General features: G+C 70.7%; 12 protein-coding genes, 19 tRNA genes and 2 pseudogenes. 21 read left to right on the top strand and 12 right to left on the bottom strand.

The genetic code is table 11. The annotated features are described in order from the left end of the window. A partial coding sequence (locus ACFVYA_RS45615) for a DUF6271 family protein (protein ID WP_387054279.1) occupies positions 1-350 on the bottom strand: 350 nt, incomplete at its 3' end. On the opposite strand from ACFVYA_RS45615, the gene ACFVYA_RS45610 reads away from it, so the two are divergent. After that, on the top strand, positions 349-582 hold the full coding sequence (locus ACFVYA_RS45610; RefSeq protein ID WP_387054277.1) for a hypothetical protein: 234 nt from the start codon (positions 349-351) through the stop codon (positions 580-582). The genes ACFVYA_RS45615 and ACFVYA_RS45610 overlap by 2 nt on opposite strands. A gap of 312 nt (positions 583-894) precedes the next feature. Here ACFVYA_RS45610 and ACFVYA_RS45605 read toward each other — a convergent pair whose 3' ends face one another. From ACFVYA_RS45605 to ACFVYA_RS45590, 4 genes are all read right to left on the bottom strand, one after another. After that, positions 895-1,590, bottom strand: a complete 696-nt coding sequence (locus ACFVYA_RS45605) for an MFS transporter (RefSeq protein ID WP_387054275.1) — start codon at positions 1,588-1,590, stop codon at positions 895-897. A 244-nt stretch (positions 1,591-1,834) separates the two neighbouring features. Continuing rightward, entirely contained in the window at positions 1,835-3,634 is a 1,800-nt protein-coding gene (locus ACFVYA_RS45600) for a serine/threonine-protein kinase (RefSeq protein WP_387054273.1), read from the bottom strand. Next, positions 3,631-5,511 carry a serine/threonine-protein kinase gene (locus tag ACFVYA_RS45595; protein WP_387054271.1) on the bottom strand — a complete coding sequence of 627 codons (1,881 nt, stop codon included), beginning with the start codon at positions 5,509-5,511 and terminating at the stop codon, positions 3,631-3,633. The genes ACFVYA_RS45600 and ACFVYA_RS45595 overlap by 4 nt, the downstream gene beginning before the upstream one ends. 120 nt (positions 5,512-5,631) lie before the next feature. Next, complete coding sequence (locus ACFVYA_RS45590; protein ID WP_387054269.1) at positions 5,632-6,225, bottom strand: zinc-binding dehydrogenase; 594 nt, start codon at positions 6,223-6,225, stop codon at positions 5,632-5,634. A gap of 343 nt (positions 6,226-6,568) precedes the next feature. On the opposite strand from ACFVYA_RS45590, the gene ACFVYA_RS45585 reads away from it, so the two are divergent. Then, a complete protein-coding gene (locus tag ACFVYA_RS45585) occupies positions 6,569-7,078 on the top strand; it encodes a hypothetical protein (protein WP_387054267.1) in 510 nt (169 codons plus the stop codon). Between the two features lie 20 nt (positions 7,079-7,098). On the opposite strand, the pseudogene ACFVYA_RS45580 reads toward ACFVYA_RS45585, so the two are convergent. The 3 genes and pseudogenes from ACFVYA_RS45580 to ACFVYA_RS45570 form a co-directional block, all read right to left on the bottom strand. Beyond that, positions 7,099-7,308, bottom strand: a pseudogene (locus ACFVYA_RS45580) (WD40 repeat domain-containing protein); the annotation flags it as partial. A gap of 33 nt (positions 7,309-7,341) precedes the next feature. Next, positions 7,342-7,587, bottom strand: a complete 246-nt coding sequence (locus ACFVYA_RS45575) for a WD40 repeat domain-containing protein (protein WP_387054266.1) — start codon at positions 7,585-7,587, stop codon at positions 7,342-7,344. A gap of 33 nt (positions 7,588-7,620) precedes the next feature. After that, positions 7,621-7,722, bottom strand: a pseudogene (locus ACFVYA_RS45570) (hypothetical protein); the annotation flags it as partial. 888 nt (positions 7,723-8,610) lie between these two features. On the opposite strand from ACFVYA_RS45570, the gene ACFVYA_RS45565 reads away from it, so the two are divergent. The 19 genes from ACFVYA_RS45565 (at position 8,611) to ACFVYA_RS45475 (ending at position 10,666) form a co-directional block, all read left to right on the top strand. After that, positions 8,611-8,679: transfer RNA gene (locus tag ACFVYA_RS45565), tRNA-Trp, on the top strand. A 147-nt stretch (positions 8,680-8,826) separates the two neighbouring features. Continuing rightward, positions 8,827-8,909: transfer RNA gene (locus ACFVYA_RS45560), tRNA-Tyr, on the top strand. A gap of 5 nt (positions 8,910-8,914) precedes the next feature. After that, positions 8,915-8,987 (top strand) — tRNA-Arg (locus ACFVYA_RS45555). Positions 8,988-9,021: 34 nt separating this feature from the next. Further along, a tRNA-Gly gene (locus ACFVYA_RS45550) sits at positions 9,022-9,094 on the top strand. Between the two features lie 34 nt (positions 9,095-9,128). Beyond that, positions 9,129-9,200 (top strand) — tRNA-Glu (locus tag ACFVYA_RS45545). A 14-nt stretch (positions 9,201-9,214) separates the two neighbouring features. Further along, positions 9,215-9,288 (top strand) — tRNA-Arg (locus ACFVYA_RS45540). Positions 9,289-9,326: 38 nt separating this feature from the next. After that, a tRNA-Asp gene (locus tag ACFVYA_RS45535) sits at positions 9,327-9,399 on the top strand. A 76-nt stretch (positions 9,400-9,475) separates the two neighbouring features. Beyond that, positions 9,476-9,552: transfer RNA gene (locus tag ACFVYA_RS45530), tRNA-Pro, on the top strand. A 30-nt stretch (positions 9,553-9,582) separates the two neighbouring features. After that, positions 9,583-9,655 (top strand) — tRNA-Glu (locus ACFVYA_RS45525). 8 nt (positions 9,656-9,663) lie between these two features. Then, a tRNA-Leu gene (locus ACFVYA_RS45520) sits at positions 9,664-9,737 on the top strand. A 16-nt stretch (positions 9,738-9,753) separates the two neighbouring features. Beyond that, a tRNA-Thr gene (locus ACFVYA_RS45515) sits at positions 9,754-9,826 on the top strand. Between the two features lie 41 nt (positions 9,827-9,867). Further along, a tRNA-Leu gene (locus ACFVYA_RS45510) sits at positions 9,868-9,943 on the top strand. A 3-nt stretch (positions 9,944-9,946) separates the two neighbouring features. Beyond that, a tRNA-Gln gene (locus ACFVYA_RS45505) sits at positions 9,947-10,018 on the top strand. Positions 10,019-10,036: 18 nt separating this feature from the next. Continuing rightward, positions 10,037-10,109, top strand: a tRNA-Gln gene (locus ACFVYA_RS45500). Positions 10,110-10,113: 4 nt separating this feature from the next. After that, positions 10,114-10,199: transfer RNA gene (locus tag ACFVYA_RS45495), tRNA-Leu, on the top strand. Positions 10,200-10,205: 6 nt separating this feature from the next. Continuing rightward, positions 10,206-10,296: transfer RNA gene (locus ACFVYA_RS45490), tRNA-Ser, on the top strand. 10 nt (positions 10,297-10,306) lie between these two features. Next, positions 10,307-10,381 (top strand) — tRNA-Ile (locus ACFVYA_RS45485). Between the two features lie 30 nt (positions 10,382-10,411). Beyond that, positions 10,412-10,480 (top strand) — tRNA-Ser (locus ACFVYA_RS45480). A gap of 113 nt (positions 10,481-10,593) precedes the next feature. Continuing rightward, positions 10,594-10,666, top strand: a tRNA-Asn gene (locus ACFVYA_RS45475). Between the two features lie 352 nt (positions 10,667-11,018). Here the strand turns inward: ACFVYA_RS45475 and ACFVYA_RS45470 are convergent. From ACFVYA_RS45470 to ACFVYA_RS45455, 4 genes are all read right to left on the bottom strand, one after another. Beyond that, the gene (locus ACFVYA_RS45470) at positions 11,019-11,723 is read right to left on the bottom strand and encodes a hypothetical protein (RefSeq protein WP_387054264.1); all 705 of its coding nucleotides are present in this window, start codon (positions 11,721-11,723) and stop codon (positions 11,019-11,021) included. Positions 11,724-11,772: 49 nt separating this feature from the next. After that, the gene (locus ACFVYA_RS45465) at positions 11,773-13,719 is read right to left on the bottom strand and encodes a caspase domain-containing protein (RefSeq protein ID WP_387054262.1); all 1,947 of its coding nucleotides are present in this window, start codon (positions 13,717-13,719) and stop codon (positions 11,773-11,775) included. Between the two features lie 262 nt (positions 13,720-13,981). Continuing rightward, entirely contained in the window at positions 13,982-14,998 is a 1,017-nt protein-coding gene (locus ACFVYA_RS45460) for an alcohol dehydrogenase catalytic domain-containing protein (RefSeq protein WP_387054260.1), read from the bottom strand. Further along, positions 14,998-16,362, bottom strand: coding sequence for a dihydrolipoyl dehydrogenase family protein (locus tag ACFVYA_RS45455; protein WP_387054258.1), 1,365 nt, complete (start codon positions 16,360-16,362; stop codon positions 14,998-15,000). The genes ACFVYA_RS45460 and ACFVYA_RS45455 overlap by 1 nt, the downstream gene beginning before the upstream one ends. Positions 16,363-16,469 lie beyond the last annotated feature (107 nt).

Raw genomic sequence — 16,469 nt, 5'->3', positions numbered from 1 at the left:
GAATCGCACCCCAGCGCGGCCGCGATCAGGAACGCCCGGTTCGTGCACGCGCCGTACGAAAGCGCGGCCGGGAGGACGAGATCCAGGACGAAATCCGGTTTGGTGACACCGGATCGGCTGATCACGCGGCGCAGGAAATCCCGCTGCGCTTCGTCGTCGAGGTGCCGGACGTTCCGCGCCGTGCCGAGCACGCGGGCGTGTGCCTCGAAGTGGGCCGAGGAGTCCAGCACCAGCAGGTGAACCTCGACGGAGGGAAAGGTCGCCGCGGCGTAGGCCGCCTCCGCGACGACCTCCGCGAGGGTGGCGGTGCACTCGCGGTTCGTCGGCACGGTCAGGCAGATGCGTTGCATGGCCATCTCTTTCCTGAGGGTGATTCCGCGTGACCCGGTCCTGGCCGGGCCGGTCCGGCAGCCGGGCAGGAAGCGGCTGTCCGCGGTGGGTGAACCGGTGACGAAGCACTTCTCCGCGCTACGTTGGTGGTTCACATCGATCGTAGGCAGTGATCAAGCTGCCCGGCTATTCATTGGTGCGGCGGACGGTCTCGCACGTGTGGTCTCGGTCACCATCGCGACGGTCCACTGAGGACGATGGGAAAAGGCCGCCGGAGCCGCCTCGTTCGCTCCGGCTGCCCCCGGGAACGGCGGTCGCGGCGCTCACCGCCTCGGCGTCGCCTGGGCGGGCAGAATTCACTTCTGCCGTGCTTCCGCCGTACCGATGGCTTGGTCCGGGGCCACGACCGGACCGTCACCGAAGCGAGGCCTTGGAGGTGGCGGACGCGGACGCCACCTGCGCCGGGCTCAGCGCAGCAACCCCGGATCGGAACTGCGCCAGCCAGACATCGCCCTCTTCACCGGCCGCGGCCGCGCGGCGGGCCACCCGGCCGCGGAACAACCCTCACCGGCCCAACTCGAGGGTGCTCTCGTGCTCGCCGCCGGTGAACCCGGCGGGCGGGTACGGCACGCCGTGGGGCAGAACCTGGCGTTTGGCCGCGGTGAGCTTGACGAGGCCGAGGACCGTGCTGACGATGAGCGCGACGAGCAGGAACGGGATCGCGGCGAGATGGATCACCCGGAACCCCAGCGCTTCGGAGATCAGCTGGCCGATGACCGGCGCGAGCAGCAGGGCGAGCACGCCGAGCGCGGCGGCCACACCGGCGACGAGACCGCGTCGACGGCGGAGTTTCTGGATCAGCGCGGCGGCCGCACCGGCGGCCGCACCCGTGCCGAGCCCGGACAAGGCGCGCCCGATCAGCAGGAGTCCGCTGCCCGGGGTGAAGGCGGCCAGCAGGACGCCGAGGAACAGGAAGCCGGTCGCGGGGATGGTCACGGCCGTGGGAAAGCGGGCGCCGAGCAGGAGCCCGACGGGCACGGTGAGGGCCGCGGCGACCAAGTAGGGGACCAGCACGATCATCAGCACGCTCTGACCGGACAAGCCGAGGGCGATCTGGAGGGCCGACACGCCGTCGAACCGGTAGACGACGGTCAGCATGAACAACCCGATCAGGGCGGCGAACCCAGGCCCGAACACCTGCCACCAGACAGGCTCGACGACCGGGCGAGTGACATGAGGAGGCGGAGGCGTCACGTGCATGGAGCTCACCGTATAGCGTCGCGGACCGGCATCCACGGCGTTGCCTGAAGTGTCCGGAAAGTCGTCGAGCGGCCGGGCGGGGGGTGATCCTGTCCCTCTTAACTGTATAACGCCCTATACGGCAGGCCATGACGACCTTACATAGCTTGTTCATGCCCCAGGCTGCTCGACGGTCATCCCGTCGAACGTCTGTCTTTCGCCAAATCTCCGGGCCAGCCGGGCGGGCTGCGGGTGGCCGGCTGGGTCAAGCCTTCGGCAGTTTCCCCACCAGGGCCTTGCCGAACGCCACCGCCGTGTCGCACGCGCCACCGCCGGTTTTCGAGGCGAAGATCCGGATGTGTTCCGTGCGCTTCGCGTCGAACTGGCGGTGGTTCCACGACACCGCGCAGCTGTCGCCGGTCGGGTGGCGCGTGCCGGTGACGCCGCCGAGGTCGACCGGGCTCCCGTCGTCCGGCACGCTGGAATACCCCTTGTCGAAGGTCAGCCGCAGGGATGTCGCCGCCGTCCACTCGCACTCGCGCAGCCGGTTGAGCTTGACCTCGCGGACCGGGCCGAGCACGGGCGCCACCGCGGTCTTGTCGAGCACCGTGCACGGGTCCGACGCGAGCAGCGTGCCGGGCGGCAGGTCGTACCCGGCGCCGCCGCGGACGCGCTCGAGGACTTTGGCGAGGGTGGTCTTCGCCAGGCCGCACGTCTCGGCCAGCGCCGTCACGCCCAGTTGCGGCTGCGCGGGAACCTGGACGCTGGCGTCGCACGTGCTGCCGCTGATCTCGGTGAACAGCACCGGCCGGCCGTCGAGGTCCTCGGCCGGCCTGCCGCCCTCGACGTAGATCTCGTCGCCGAGCTTGATCGAGATCTTTTCGCCGGACTTCGTCCGGTATTCGCAGCGGTCGAAGTACCCCGAGTCCGGGACGGCGCTCAACTTGCCCGCGTCCTGGACGCGGACGTCGTTCAGCACCTTGCACGGATCCGTGCGCCGCAGCGTTTCCAGGCTGGTCGGATCGAGGTTCGCGCCCGCGGTCGGCGGATCCGCGCCGGCCCTCGTCGCCAGCACCGCCACCAGGCTGCCCACGGCGAGTGCGGCGACGGCGGCCAGCGCGGTCACGACCGGGAACCAGCGGCGACGGCGGGGCGGCGGGGGCAGTGGCACGGGCGCCGGCCAGGACAGCGCGGTGCGGACCGCGGTGTCCTGCGCTTCGATCAGCCGGTGCACCGTGTCCGGCCACGGCCGCGTCCCGGGCGCCACCGGACCGAGGAAGTCGAGGATCCGCTGCGGCGACGGCCGGCGGGCCGGGTCCTTGGCCAGGCACGGCTCGACGAGGGTCCGGATCTCGGGCGGCAGCCCGGTCAGGTCGGGGACGGCGTGCACGACGTTGTAGAGCAGCTGCGCGGTCGTCGAGCCGGGGAACGGGCCGCGGCCGGTCGCCGCCATCACCAGCAGGCCGCCGAGGGAGAAGACGTCGCTCGCCGGGGTCAGCGGGCGGCTTTCGGCCTGCTCGGGGGACATGAACGCGGGGGAGCCGACGATGCCGCCGGTGCCGGTGAGGTCGGCGCCGCCTTCGGTGGCGCGGGCGATGCCGAAGTCGATCACCCGCGGCCCGTCCCCGGTCAGCAGCACGTTGCCGGGCTTGAGGTCGCGGTGGATCAGCCCGACCCGGTGGATCTCGATCAGCGCGGTCGCCAGGCCGACGGCGAGCCGTCGCACCGCCTCGACCGGCAGCGGTCCGGTCGCTTCGACGGCTTCCTTCAGGGACGGTCCGGTGACGAACACCGAAGCGAGCCACGGTGTTTCGGCGTCGGCGTCGGCGTCCATGACCGCCGCCGTGAACGCTCCCGAAACCCGTTGCGACGCCAGCACTTCCTGTCGGAACCGGCTGCGGAAGCGGGCGTCGCGCGCGAACTCCGCGTGCACCTGCTTGAGCGCGACCAGCCGGCCGTCCGGGGCGACGCCGAGCAGGACGCGGCCCATGCCGCCCTCGCCGAGCGCGGCCACGAGGCGGTACTTCCCGGCCTGCCGGGGCTCGCCCGGCTCCAGCGGCTTCACGGCTTCGGCAGCCCGGGCCGGGCCGCCTTGGCGAAGTCCTGGACCTGGCGGCAGGTTTCGTCGACGGTGAGCGTGCTGGCGGAAGTGGTGTACTGGACGATGACGTTCTCCGAGCCTTGTTCGCCGGCCGGCCGGTGCGGCCAGGTCACGGTGCAGTTGACCGTCGCGGGGTTGATCTGGTCGGCGGTGAAGTACGCGGTGAGCCCGCCGAGGTCGACGGTGCCGGCCTTGTCGTAGGAGTTGTCCTTCGCCGCGACGGGCGGGCGCCCTCGTTCGAGGTTCACGCTGATCTCGCCGCCGGCCGTCCAGCGGCACTCGTGCAGCCCACGGGGTTCCACCTTGGTGATCGGGCCGGCGATCCGCTGCGCGGTCGCGGTGGCGACGAGGCCGCAGGGGTCGACCGGCGCGAGACTTCCCGGCGGCGCAGCGGAAACGCTCCCGGCGCGCAGGCGGTTCAGCGTTTCGGTGAGCGCGGTCTTCGCCGCGTTGCACGGCTGGGCGAACTTTCCCACCCCGATGTCGCCGGCTTCGACGCCGATGGTGGCGGCCGGGCGGTCCACGACCGGCACCGAGGCCGTGCAGCCGCTGCTGTTGTTGTCGAGGCTGAGCGGCAGGCCGTCGAGCTCCCCGGCGGGCGTGCCCTTGGCGGCCGACGGGCCCCCGATCGTCAGCTGCATCCACTGCCGTTGCGCGGTTTGGAAGGTGCAGGAGAAGAAGTGGACCTCGCCCTGCGGGGTGAGCTTCCCGAGCCCGGGGACCGACGGCAGCACCTGGCACGGGTCGGCGCCGCGCAGCTTGTCCGGGCCGAGCGGATCCGGGTTCGGCGCGGACGTCGTCGTCACCGGGGGCGGGGCCGGGCTGCTCGCCGGGGCGGCGGTCGCGCCCCCGTCACCGTTCAGCAGGGTGACCGCGGTGATCGTGCCGGCCACGACGACCGTGGCGGCCGCGGCGGCGAGCACGATCCGCCGGCCCCGCCGCCGCGGCTTCGGCGGCTTGGCCACGACGGCCGCCACCTCGGCCCGGTGGCGGCCGATCAGCGCGTGCACGGCGGGCGGCCACGGCCGCTGGACCGGCGGCAGCGGCCCGAGGAGCTCGAGCAGCTGCGCCGGCGTCGGCCGCCGGGCCGGGTCCTTCGCGAGGCACGGTTCGGCGAGGGCGCGGATCTCGGGTGGGAGGACCCGCAGGTCCGGGTGCGTGTGGACGACGTTGTACAGCGACTGCGGAGCCGACGCCCCGGCGAACGGACTGCGTCCGGTGGCCGCGAGGACGAGGAGCGCGCCGAGGGAGAAGACGTCGCTCGCCGGGGTCAGCGGCCGCCCGTCCGCCTGCTCCGGCGACATGAACGCCGGCGAACCGAGGATGACCCCGGTGTGGGTCAGGTCGGTGCTGCCTTCGGCGGCGCGGGCGATGCCGAAGTCGATGACGCGCGGGCCGTCGTCGGCGAGCAGGACGTTGCCCGGCTTGAGGTCCCGGTGCACGAGCCCGGCCCGGTGGATGCCGGTCAGCGCGGACGCCAGCCCGGCGGCCAGGTGCCGCACCGCGGGTGGCGGCAGCGGCCCGGTCGCATCGACGGCTTCCTGCAGCGAAGGACCCGCGACGAACACCGAGGCGAGCCACGGCGTCGGCGCGTGCGGGTCGGCGTCCATCACCGCCGCGGTGTAGGCGCCCGAGACCAGCCGGGAGACCTCGACCTCGCGGCGGAACCGTTCGCGGAACCCGGGATCGTGCGCGAAGCCGCGGTGGACCTGCTTGACGGCGGCCAGCCTGCCGTCGGGAGCGACCCCGAGCAGCACGCGCCCCATCCCGCCCTCGCCGACCGCGGCGAGCAGCCGGTACCGCCCCACCTGCGCCGGCTCACCCGGACCCAACGGCTCCACGCCCCACCTCCGCGGGCGATCGTAGAACGGGCCCGCGCTCACCCCGGTACCGACGTCGTGAACGGCTCTTTTATGGCGTCCGGCGACCTGAACGGGTCGTTCATGACCTGAGCAGCGGCGTCAGGGGCGGAGCAGGAGCTTGCCGGTCACCCGGCGTTGTTCGAAGTCATCGTGCGCGGCGGCGGCCTCGCGCAGCGGGTAAATCCGGGTGATGACCGGCCGCAGCCGGCCTGCCGCGGTCTCCGTCAGCACGTGCCGGATGCGGCGCGGGGTGTCCGGCCAGAACTTCGGGAGCTGGGACATATCCGCCACCGTGAGCCGGCGGCGGTCCGCGTCGGTGAGGGCGGTCGGCGCGCCGCTGCTCATGCCGTAGCCGGAGAACCGGCCGCCGTCGCGCAGCCGGGCCAGCGCGGCCGAGCCGGCCGGGCCGCCGACCCCGTCGAACACCACGTCCAGCCCGGGCAGCCGCCCGGCCCAGTCCGGGTCCGCGTAGTCGACGGCCCGCACCCCCAGGTCTCGCGCGAGCGCGAGCTTCTCCGGCCCGCGCACCCCGGCGATCACCATCGCCCCCACGTCGCGGGCCAGCTGCACCAGCAGGCTGCCGAGCCCGCCGACCCCGGGCACGACCAGGACGTCGTCACCATCCGACACCGGGGTCTTCTCGAGCAACGCCACCGCGGTGTACTCGACGGCGACAAGGACCCTTGAGGTCAAGGCGCGGTCCGCGGCCGCGGGTGAACGCGCGCCGGATCTTCCGATAACGGTTTTTTACCGACACGAATGACTCTCGATTTGTCAAAACACCCCTCGGGTGAGCGCATAAAGAGAGCGGCGGGCATTCGGGCGGTTCGCGGTGGCCGGATGACGGTATTTATCCCGTGGTGCAATAGTCGCCGGTATTCCCTCGGTGATCCTGTGAGGGTTCCTCTTGGAAATGTGGGTAATTTTACCGGAATAGTACTGCGTGAGCAGGCGAAGTCTGGGCCGAACGTACCAACTTCCGGGGCGTCCACAGGAATTTGTGGCGAATTTCGGAAGTGGCGGTAATGCTTCGGGCATGAGCTCATCGCGCAATCGAGTCTTCACCGCTTTCGCCGTCGCCGCGTTTTCGCTGGGGACTGTCGCCTCCGCCCAGGCGGACCCCTATCAGTTGCCGGGCATCAGTGAGCCGACCCCGGAGGACCCCGGGACCGGCGGCGGCTCCGGAGGCGGTACGACGGCCGCCTACGTCCTGCAGGGCGTGATCCAGACCGAGGGCACCGAAAGCGACGGGACCAGCCGTCGGGTGAAGATCCGCGGCTACTCGCGCTTCGCCACCCAGGACAACGACCGGCGCGACGCCGACTACATCAACGTCCGGTGCACTGCCACTGCTCAGACCGGCGCCGTCACGGGCGACTACGACTCCGAGAACGGCGGCGCACTCGTCGACGTCCACTTCGAGACGCCCTGGATCCCCAACGGCGCCGTGTTGCGCACGGTCCACGTCGCCTGCACCCATTACGCCACGAAGGCCGGCGTGGTCTACGAGACCACCAGCGCCACCGACATCGCCGTCCCGTACTGACGGCTCCCGGCACCGTCGGATCAGGAACAGGGCGGAGTGTACGGGATGCCGGGCAGGTAATTCGCCCCCTGTGCCTCCGTGACCCGCGGCTGGGTGACGGCGCAGATCCGGTCGGCGACCGCCTCTTCGTCGGTGTCCCAGAGCCGGGCGGTGGTGTCCCGGCCCGCGCTGGCGAGGGTGCGCCCGTCGGGGCCGAACGCCACCGAGTAGACGGTCTCGGTGTGGCCGGTGAGCGTGGCGACCGCGGCGCCGGATCCGGGGTCTCACAGGCGCACGGTGTCATCGGTTCCCGCCGAGGTGAGGAGCCCGCCGTCGGCGCGGAAGGCGATCCGGCGCACCCCACCGAAATGGCCACTGAGTACGAGAGCCAGCCGCGGTCGCGCAGGATCGGTGACGTTCCACAGCCGGATCCCGCCGTCGGCGCCGGCGGCGGCCAGCACGGTGCCGTCCGGACAGAATGCGGTGGCGAGGACCCCGCTGTTCGCCGGATCGCCGATCGTGCCGGCCACGCGCGGGTGGTGCGGGTCCGCGGTGTCCCACAACCTCGTCGTGGCGTCGGTACCGGCGGTGGCGAGCAGCCGGCCACCGGGTGGAAGACGGCGGCGTACACACCGCGCCGGTGTGACCGGGCAGGCGCGTCGAATAGGGCGTCGCGAACGTGCTCAGCAGGGCACCGCGGGCCTGGGCAGCCGGAGCCAGCCGGTAGGCGGCGAGGCCGAGCTGCGCAGCCAAGGGCGGATCGCTCGCCCGCAGCGCGGTGCTGTCCCCGGCCACTTTGGCCGACAGGGCGGCGTCGCGCCGTCGGAGCGGAAGACCTGCCCGCGAACCAGGAGGACCTGGCCGCGACCGTGGGTACGTTGTCCGTTTGCCTGCCGGAGGACATGAGGCGGCTGTTCGTCCGCCCGTCGGATCGCGGCCGCGAAGACTGCTTCCACATCTGGTCTCTGATGGGCATCGACTCCAGGCTGTTGCCGTCGAGCTACGACGACGCGGTCACGCTGATGGACACGATCGGGCGACGGGGACGCGCGGAGTCACGGAGAGCAGAGAACTCACGGCGGCCTTGGAACAAGGCTTCCGCGATGCGCTGCCCAGCGAGCCGGGAGGTCTGTTCCCCGGAATGTAGCTCCCGGGATCCCCGAACTGGATGTGGCGGATGACCTCATACAGCGCCGATCGCTCTGAAAACGTGTCCCCTCCGGGGAGCAAGATGCGGCGGGATACTTCTTCTGATAATAGGATTGACGTCGAACGCCCGTCTGGGCGATGATGGAAGCACGCCAGCAACGAAGGAGTGGTCATGACGAACATGTGGGAGCGGGGGACGCAGCGCCAGTATCCGGCCGCCGCGATCGCTGTCGCGTGCCCGTCGAACGACCACCGGAAGCCCTTCTCTCAGCAGGAACAGGACCTTCTGAGTGGCGTAGGCTCCCCACCATGACGTAGGACTCGTCATGTCAAGGGAGCCGCCCATCGGGAAACCGATCCGGGCGGCTTTCTCTATTTCGCGTACTCGAAAACAATTCTCTCCTATCGGCGAGCTTCGGTAGTGCGGCGGTCTCCAAAACCGTTCGCAGGGGGTTCGACACCCTCCGCCGGTGCTTGACGCTGCCCTATTCCTTTCGGGTGGCGCAGATCTTTGACATCTACACAGCGGAGCAGACATTTCCCCATGCTCGTCATCGCCGCCTCGCACGCGGCCAGGGCGAGCACCGGGTCCGGCCGTCCACCGACGGCCGGACCCAGCCGGTGGAGACGGGGCAGCGGAGCCCCACCCGGCTGTAAACCGGACGCCCGAGCGGCACAGGGGGTTCGACTCCCTCCTCCACCACCCACGCCCCCGTAGCTCAGCGGACAGAGCAGCGGCCTCCTATGCCGACGCGCGCAGGTTCGAGTCCTGCTGGGGGCGCCTGCGCGACGGTCATCACGGCCGGGCGCGTTCTGCGGTCGTGGTGAACTCGGCGGACACGTCGGTCTTCCAAACCGAAGCAGAGGGTTCGATGCCCTCCGGCCGCTCGCACAACACCGGCAGCAGCGCAATGCCGGTCAAGGCCGATGGGACTGCTGGCTAGGTCACCGCCCTTTCAAGGCGAAGGACCGGGATCGATACCCGGATCGGCTACGCACCGAGAATTTGCCCCTGTAGCTCAGCTGGACAGAGCGCCGCGCTACGAACGCGGAGGTGCCAGGTTCAAGTCCTGGTAGGGGTACTGGCCGAGGCGCTCAACGAGCACGTCGGCAGGTTCAAGCTCACGTGGCCCAGCGGCAACGGCAACTCCCTGTCCAGGAGTCGATCGCGGGTTCGAGTCCCGTCGTGAGCGCAGGTTCGACAGCCCCAAGCCGGGCCACCGAACACGAACGCCGTGACAAACGCAGCCGCTGCGTCACGGCGATCAACGGGTGCGAGGGGCACTGGCGACCCCACCTGATTTGGGATCAGGAGTCACCGCGTTCGACTCGCGGGTACCCGACCACGATCGCCGCCCGTGAAGGCGGCTTTCCCTGGCGCGTTGGTCCAGTTGGCACGGACACCGGCTTCTCACGCCGAAGACGCGGGTTCGATCCCCGCACGCGCTTCCTGTCTCGCGGCTCTAGCCCAACTGGCAGAGGCACCTGGTCGAGAACCAGCCCAGTCGGGGTTCGACTCCCCGGAGCCGCACGTTCACCACCACCACGCCTCTTCAGCTCAGCAGGAGAGAGCACCCGTCTCGTAAACGGGAGAACCGGGTTCGAGTCCCGGAGGAGGCTCGTGGTCGTATCCGGTCGCCGTCGCGGCCGGGTGCGACGACGCCCCTGTAGCCCAACGGCAGAGGCAACGCGCTCAGAACGCGTCCAGTCCAGGTTCAAATCCTGGTAGGGGCACCACATTCCCGGTTGGTGTAATCGGCAGCACGACGGACTTTGGATCCGCCAGCCCAGGTTCGATCCCTGGACCGGGAGCCGACGACACAACCCCGATGCCCGTTGGTCCAGTTGGCACGGACACCGCGCTCTGATCGCGGAGACCGAGGTTCGAACCCTCGACGGGCAGCAGCGCCCCTGTGGCGGAACTGGCAGACGCACGCGGCTCAAACCCGCGCGCCCGCGTCGGCGGGCATGCAGGTTCGACTCGCCGGGGGCACATTTTGGAGGGCTGGCCGAGCCAGGCAAGGCACCGGGTTGCTACCCCGCGGTCCGGGGCCGAGGTCCCGGCGCGCGTTCGAATCGCGCGCCCTCCGCGCACGAGAACGAGGTGGAGCATGGCGGTCTGTGCAGCGCTCTGATGAAGCGACGGATCAGGTTCGACTCCTGACACCTCGACCACCACGACAACGGGAAACCGTTGCCGTGCAGGGAGGATTGGCCGAGCCCGGAAAGGCATCCGTCTCGAAAACGGTGGTCGGCGTCCTGCATCCTCCGCCACGCCGCCGCCCGCACTGCGGCGGTGACCTGGGTCGTTGGCTCGATTGGTCAGAGCCGCCGACTCTTGATCGGCAGGTTCGGGGTTCGACTCCTGCTGGGGGCACCACGTTCATTCCCTCGAGGCGCAACAGGCTGCGCACCCGACTGTTGATCGGGAGGCACCAGGTTCGAGTCCTGGCGGGGGAGCTGCGTCGCGCCCAGCGTCCCTTGTGGAGCCGGGGACAACGCGCAAGTCTCGGGGGACGCGCCGGAGCTGTTCGACCCACTTCACGACGGTTCGTGGCGCGGCCTGCAAAGCCGTGATGAACACCGGGTTCGACTCCCGGGTGGGTCTCCGCCGATGTCCCGCTCCGCTGTGCAGATCCGACGTGCCGCCGCTCGACGGCGGCCGCGCGCAGCGTCGCTGACTGCGCGCTCGGCCGGCAACCCCGCTTCGCGGAACGGGTTGCCGGCCACGACGCCAACCAGAGCGAGTACGCGCATCCGCCCGAGCGGGGTGGCACACGGCTACGCCTCCGCGCGGGCCTTGGACACCTGATCAGCGAAGGACGTGACGATGCACGCAAGGACGATCATCACCAGGACGCTGCGCCTCCCGCGCAGCCCGGCACCCGCCGGCGGCGGCCCGGCAGATGGACGCGGTCCTGGCCGTCGCCGGATTCAAGGCCACCCGAGGCCTGCTGGAGCACGTCTCCGGGCTGGAGTCGGGCGCGGCGATGGACGTGGCCGTCGACGTCGTGGCCGCGGTTCGCGAGCTGTCCGACCTGATCGAGTTGTGTCGGACCAGGATGTCCGCCAAGCGGGGTGGCAACTCGGTCACCGCACGGGGCTCGTTCGCATCCGGCGGGAAGACGACGAGCATGCCGTCGCCGAGGTCCCAGCTGCGGCATCGCTCCCAACTCACGCCGCAGTCGTCGATCGCTTCGCGCAGCACCTCGTACATACCGCTGCGGATCGCGAGCTGGTGACTGATGGCGCGCTCCGGCGCCGAGTATCCTCGATGTCGACGAGCATGACCAGCCGGCGGTCTCGCTTCCGGCTTGTCCCCGGCCGGCGGGGCGGTGTGTTCGTCCGCCGGGCGAAGTGCCCGGGCCAGGTCCGCGACCTCACGCCAGCGGTCGAGGTGCGCGAACTCGGGCAGCAGCTCCGTGGTGTCGTTGCCGACCATCGCGCGGGCGGCGAGGTATTCGCGCAGCACGCGATGGGTGAAGCCGATCCGGCCGGGAACCGTCTCCCGGAGCACCCCGGTCCGTTCGACAGAGACCGCAGGACTTCGTCGGGAGACCCGGTTGTCAGAGGGCTGCACCCGCAGGTGTCGAGTGGCGTGATCGGCGTTCGGCGTGGATGAGGAGGGCGAGGGCGATCGCGAGCGCTCCGAGGGTGGCGGCGAAGACGGTGACGCCGGTCATGGAGTTGAAGGCGAGGATGCCCAAGCCGGTGGCGAGCCACCCCGCGAGGAGGGCGATGGCGAAGCGGTGGGGCTGGATCATCGCCGCGAGCAGGGGGATGGCGGCAGCGGCGACGCTTGTCCAGGTGACGGTGGCCGTGTCCACCTCGGGTACGAACCATTCTTCGCCTTGTTGCTCGATGTAGAGCGCGACCGCGCCGACGACGCCGGCGAGCGCGGTGAGCCATGAGTACGGCGCGGGTCGACGTGTGAGGCGAAGCGAGCTCGAACCCACCATGCACACCACGACGATGACGATGGCGAGCACGCGAACCGCCCCGGAGGTGACGTCGAGCCACATCCCTGTGCCAGGGACGCCGTAGTGCTGAGAGGCGTTCAGCGTGATGCCGACGATGATGGCATTGAGTGCGAGCGCGCCGCTGCCGAGGAGAAACCCGGACCCGGCCAGTCGTCTCGTGCCCGGCGCGAGGAGCAGTACACCCGCGATCACGGCCGCGGCGGTGGCGATCACCGTGTTCCAGGTGAACCTCGCCTCGTCCACAATGTGAAAACTCCCGACGTAGTACGGGAACATGCTGAGCAGCGACAGCACCGCGCCGACGATCTCCAGGCATCCGGCCGTCAGCAGACCGCGGTCGGCCCACACCGTCGCCTGCGGCCCGGTGTCCGATGCGGTGGTGGGTTGGCGTGGTTTCGTCGTGGTTTCCGGTTTCGGGTGTGGATCGCTCTCGTTGACCGGCACGGCAGGTTCGGTGCCGGTCGACGCGTCGAACTGTGCTGCGGTATCGGACGTCGCGGGGAGATGGCGGACGTCGGGTTGCGGGGCAGGGACAGCCGGCGGGGTGGGTGCCGCGCGGCCGGTCGGCGAGCTGCTGATCGCCGCGGCAGCGGCGGTGGCCACGGTGCGGCTGTCGTCGTCGATGAGGCGTTCCAGGGTCTGTCGCGCGGCAAGTGCCAGCCCGGCGTGACGACCGTGCAGCAGGCGTGTCAGCTCGCGCACCGCTGCCTCTCGGATGGAGGCGAACGGGCTGTCGGCCGCGTCGTGCAACTCGGCCGGCAGTGGCGCGGGTGTGGTGACCGGTTGGGCGCGGCGGGCGATGTACAGGTCGCCGTGTACCCCGAACAACCACTTGCCCGGTGTCTGATTGGGGGTTGTCGCCCGGACGGCGTCGTAGACGTAGTCGTACAGCTCGTCGAGCGCGACCATGCCGTCCTGGTCCCGGTCGGCCTCGCCGGTCGACAGCCCGGTCACCAGGGCGCCGGTGAACACCGACGGTTGCGTCTGCTGGGCGTCGGTCAGTTCTTCGCCTTCGAAGGCGTACTCCATCGCGCTGGACCCGGTGATCACCGCCCGGCCGCGACCGCCGAACTGGGTCTGGATCTCCATGCCGGCACCGGCCCGCGCGGTCATGCCACGTTCGAAGGCCCCGGCGTAGCAGCAGTCCAGCAGCAGCACGATCCGCCTGCACCGGCTGCGGCTCATGCGCCGGTTGACGAAGTCAGCCGCCACCGCGGTCGCGCCGAGACGCCGCAGCCGGGTGTCTTTTGTGGCGAAGTACAGCTCGCCTTCCTCGTCCTTGACGCCGTGACAGGAGAAGTGCACCAGCAGGAGGTCGTCCGGGCGGCGGTCGGCGAAGAACTCCTCCACCGCCAGGGTGATGTGGTGAGCCGGCTCGTCGAGCAATGTGCGCACTTCGAACCCGCCGATCGCGGGATCCCGCAACACCCTCGCGAGCGCCTCGGCGTCACTGCCCGGCGCTCGCAGCTGACGCAGTCCCGGATCGGTGTAGTTCGAGCTCGCGACGATCAGTGCGCTGCGCGCGGTGTCCATGTCATTGCCGGCTTCCTGGCCGCATCAGCCGCTCCCTGCTCGACACCCCGGTCAGCTCCAGCAGGTCTCCGTCGAGCTCGAGCTGGATGCCGCCCGGCAATAGTGGTCCCGTCCGCATGGCTCACCGCCTCAACGCCACATTTGGAGTGCAGTTCACGACTATATCCACAACAGGACCGGCGACCACCCCCAATGACTTGCGGATTCGTTTCCCGGGGTCCGGCGACCAGGCGCCGTCACCGTCTCGCAGAAATCGGTTGAATCATTCCCGGGTGTCGAGGACGACACGGAACCGCGCGTCGCCTGACATCATCCGTTCGTACGCCTTGGGCGCCTCGGACAGCGGCATGATCTCATTGCGGCTGCGGATTCCGCGGTCGTGGGCCAGCCGGAGACTGTCCTCGTTCTCGATCGAAGAACCGGTGAGCGCGCCGGTCACCGAGCGGGTGCCGAAGATCAGCTCCGGGGTGCGGACTTCGATCGGGTCGGGGGCGGCGCCGACGACGAGGAGCTGCCCGCGAGTACCGAGCCCGGCCACGAGCGAGGACATCGACGCGCCACTGGACGCCGTCGCGATGATCGCGGCGGCACCGCCGAGCCGCGTCAGCGCCTGACCCGGGTCGATAGCGGTGCTGTCGATGTACTCGTCGGCGCCGAGTTCGACGGCCAGTTCGGCTTTCCCGGTGCCGCGGGCGATCGCGGCGACGCGGTAGCCGAGCGTCTTGGCGTACTGGACGCCGAGGTGGCCGAGACCGCCGATGCCCTGCACGGCCACCAGCGACCCGGGGCGCGCGTCGGCCGTCAGCAGCGCGCGATACACCGTGAGCCCCGCGCACAGCAGCGGTGCGACGTCCAGGGGCTGCGCGCCGACGGGGATGCGGACCAGGCCGGTGGCGCGGGCGTAGGCGACTTCGGCGTAGCCGCCGTCGGTGGTGGTGCCGGTCCAGGGCTGGTCGGTGCAGTTGACGAAGTCGCCGCGGCGGCAGTTTTCGCACTGGCCGCAGTGCCCGTTGAGATAGCCGACGCCGACGTGGTCACCGGCCGCCCAGGCGGTGACGCCGGGGCCGACGGCGTCGATCACGCCGACGATTTCGTGGCCGGGCACGACGGGCACCGACGTGTCGGCGCGCAGTCCTTCGACGGCGAGGGTGTCGCTGTGGCAGACGCCGCAGGCCTCGACGCGCAGGCGCACTTCGCCCGGCAGTGGATCGCGGATTTCGCGTTCCACCAAGGCGAACTGCCGTGTTCCGGTCACTTCGAATGCGCGGTAGGCGGACATCATCGGTCTCCCGAGGGGTTGCGGACCTGGCGGTCGAGATCGCGCAGGACGTGCAGGAAGGCTTCGGAGAAGGTCGGGAACGGCTGGACGACGTCGAGCAGCACGTGCAGCGGGACGCGGGCGCGGATGGCCAAGGTGGCCTGCTGGAGCCATTCGCCGGCTTCGGGGCCGGCGGCGTACGCGCCGGTGAGCCGTTCGCCGTCGGAGACGACGGTGAGGAAGCCGGGCCGCGTGTCGTAGGCGCGGGTGTAGGTCGCGGTGCGCGGGACTCCGGAGAGCTGCACCGTCGCGGTGAAAGCGCCGTCCGCGGCGCCGACGGCCGCGGCTTGCGGGTCGGTGAAGACGACCCGCGGGATGGCGTCGTAGTTGACCGTCGTGGGCCGGCCGAGGATGTTCGCGGCCACGACCCGGCCCTGGTACTCGCCGACGTGGGTCAGGTTCCACTGCCCGGTGACGTCGCCGACGGCCCAGAGGCCGTCGCCGGCCGCCATCCGGTCGTCGACCGGGATGCCGTGCGGGTTCGCTTCGACGCCGACGGTGTCAAGGCCGACGTCGTCGACGCGTGGCCGCCGTCCGGTGGCGACAAGCAGCCGTTCGGCGCGCAGCTGGGTGCCGTCGGGCAGGGCGAGCACGTATTCGTCGCCGTCGAGCCGCGCGGCGCCGGCGTGCTGCCCGAGGTGCAGGGCGATACCGTCGGCGCGCAGTGCTTCTCCGACGGCTTCGCCGAGCGCTCGGGGTTCGCGGGGCAGGACGTGGTCGGCGCCGTCGACGAGCGCGACCTCGGCGCCGAGACGCACGAACGCCTGGGACAGCTCGGCCCCGGTCGGCCCGGCCCCGAGGACCAGGAGGCGGCGCGGAATTTCTTTTGCACCGGTCGCTTCGCGGTTGGTCCACAGGCCGGGCAGTTCGCGGAGGCCGGGCACGGGCGGGATGACGGGGGAAGAGCCGGTCGCGACGACGACGTGGTCGGCGGTGTAGGTCTTCCCGCCGACGGCGACGGCGTGCGGCCCGGCGAGCCGGCCGTCGCCGCGCAGGATCTCGATTCCCGCGTCGTGAGCCCATTTTTCGGCGCCGGCGTCGTCGTAGGACGAGACCATGAAGTCGCGCCACGCGAGCGCCGCGGCGGCGTCCGTTCGGCCGGTGATCGCCTCGCGGGCACCCGGGACGTCGCGGGCGGTGGCCAGCGCTTCGCCGGGCCGCAGCAGGGTCTTGGACGGGATGCACGCCCAGTAGGAACATTCGCCGCCGAGCAGTTCCCGCTCGACGACGGCGACCCGCAGGCCACCCGCGGCGATCGCGGCCGCGGTGTGTTCGCCCGGTGCGCCACCGCCGAGGACGATGACGTCGAAATCGCGTTGAGCCATGATTCCTCCTTCCGAGGAGCCGGCCTTCAGTTCGAGGATCCGGTGCGCGGGCCGTCCCGCGCACCGCCGGATGGGCTCAGGCGTTCTGGTGCTGCGCCATGTACTGG

Origin of the sequence: Amycolatopsis sp. NPDC058278 (assembly GCF_042881395.1) — a bacterium.
Taxonomy (GTDB): Bacteria; Actinomycetota; Actinomycetes; order Mycobacteriales; family Pseudonocardiaceae; genus Amycolatopsis.
This window is presented reverse-complemented; position numbering and strand designations above follow the sequence as displayed.

Bases quoted from the DNA above. Each gene is read 5' to 3' on its own strand.
- ACFVYA_RS45610 (WP_387054277.1), top strand. From the start codon at position 349: ATGGCCATCTCTTTCCTGAGGGTGATTCCGCGTGACCCGGTCCTGGCC.
- ACFVYA_RS45585 (WP_387054267.1), top strand. From the start codon at position 6,569: ATGAGCTCATCGCGCAATCGAGTCTTCACCGCTTTCGCCGTCGCCGCG.
- ACFVYA_RS45455 (WP_387054258.1), bottom strand. From the start codon at position 16,362: ATGGCTCAACGCGATTTCGACGTCATCGTCCTCGGCGGTGGCGCACCG.
- ACFVYA_RS45465 (WP_387054262.1), bottom strand. From the start codon at position 13,719: ATGGACACCGCGCGCAGCGCACTGATCGTCGCGAGCTCGAACTACACC.
- ACFVYA_RS45605 (WP_387054275.1), bottom strand. From the start codon at position 1,590: ATGCACGTGACGCCTCCGCCTCCTCATGTCACTCGCCCGGTCGTCGAG.
- ACFVYA_RS45460 (WP_387054260.1), bottom strand. From the start codon at position 14,998: ATGTCCGCCTACCGCGCATTCGAAGTGACCGGAACACGGCAGTTCGCC.